Genomic DNA, 994 nt, shown 5'->3' on the forward strand with positions numbered 1-994 from the left:
GCGTGCAACTTACATTTTTAGAGTAAGAATGAGCACTTTTGACATCGTTCGCCATTATATAGTACTCCATGTGCCTTTTTAGCCATGTACCATCGGGGCCATTATCTTCTGTTGGTTCCGAAACTAAATAATCATACGGGCAAAGCTCTTTAATTTTTTCCTCGAAAACACTATCGATTTCACCATTTGAACTTGTTAGCTTTTTTTCACTAATAGCTATCAAGGTGTAATTGTTATCATCAGCTTCATAACTGAGAACTTCTATTGGTGCTGCCTGACTAGCAGCACACCCAGTCAAAAATACTAAACTCATAAAAACTGAATGTTTCATTTTTATCCTTAAAACATAACGCCCGCCTAAGGGGCTGGCAACGCATAACACCAAACTCAATCACAACAACTGTAACCACCGCAGCTCATTGGGACTGGAAACGCCGCGCGTTGACAGTCCCTCTTGAGGCGTTTGTTATGTTTTTAGTGGTACACGACCTTAAAGTGCTCTAAAACCAAGAGCATATCTTCTTGAAATTCTATTCCAAGCTCATGACATTCTTGTGAGAAAAAATTTCGATGAGCTTTCTGCCACCATGCCAATGACTTGTCACCCTCACCTTCTGACGCCGCAAAATCTTCAGTGACCTGATTGTATTGGCACTTAGAAACTGAGGTAATTTCGATAATACAAATCGGCTTACCATCCCAGTTAGTCACCACTTGAAGATGGCCAACTTGAGGCATAAGTTCGCCTTTTTGACTGTACCAATATTCCAGACTGCATGATGCTCGTTTCTCGCCTCGTAGGATTAAATCGGCACATACATTTGCGTTGTATTCATCTGCACAAAAATAGTCTGTGTTGAAAGAGGTATATTTTTCAGATACTTCTCTAGGTAAAGAGCTAAGGTATTGTTCCAAAAATAACTGACTTCTTTCTTCCATGATTCACTAAACCTGATTAAAAACATAACGCCGCGTTAAGGGGCGCAGGCACGCA

At 40.6% G+C, this 994-nt stretch carries 2 protein-coding genes; both read right to left on the bottom strand.

Annotation, left to right across the window (positions count from 1 at the left end):
- Positions 1-331: hypothetical protein (locus tag FC652_RS20000; protein WP_176299892.1), on the bottom strand; the 331-nt coding region annotated here is incomplete at its 3' end.
- A 143-nt stretch (positions 332-474) separates the two neighbouring features.
- Positions 475-939: an ASCH domain-containing protein gene (locus tag FC652_RS20010; RefSeq protein WP_176299894.1), complete on the bottom strand. Its 465-nt coding sequence runs from the start codon at positions 937-939 to the stop codon at positions 475-477.
- Between the last annotated feature and the right edge of the window lie 55 nt (positions 940-994).

Origin of the sequence: Vibrio sp. 05-20-BW147, from assembly GCF_013369385.1 — a bacterium.
Taxonomy (GTDB): Bacteria; Pseudomonadota; Gammaproteobacteria; order Enterobacterales; family Vibrionaceae; genus Vibrio; species Vibrio floridensis.

What these genes read in the sequence shown, in the direction of transcription:
- FC652_RS20010 (WP_176299894.1), bottom strand. Translation starts at nt 939, where the DNA reads ATGGAAGAAAGAAGTCAGTTATTTTTGGAACAATACCTTAGCTCTTTA.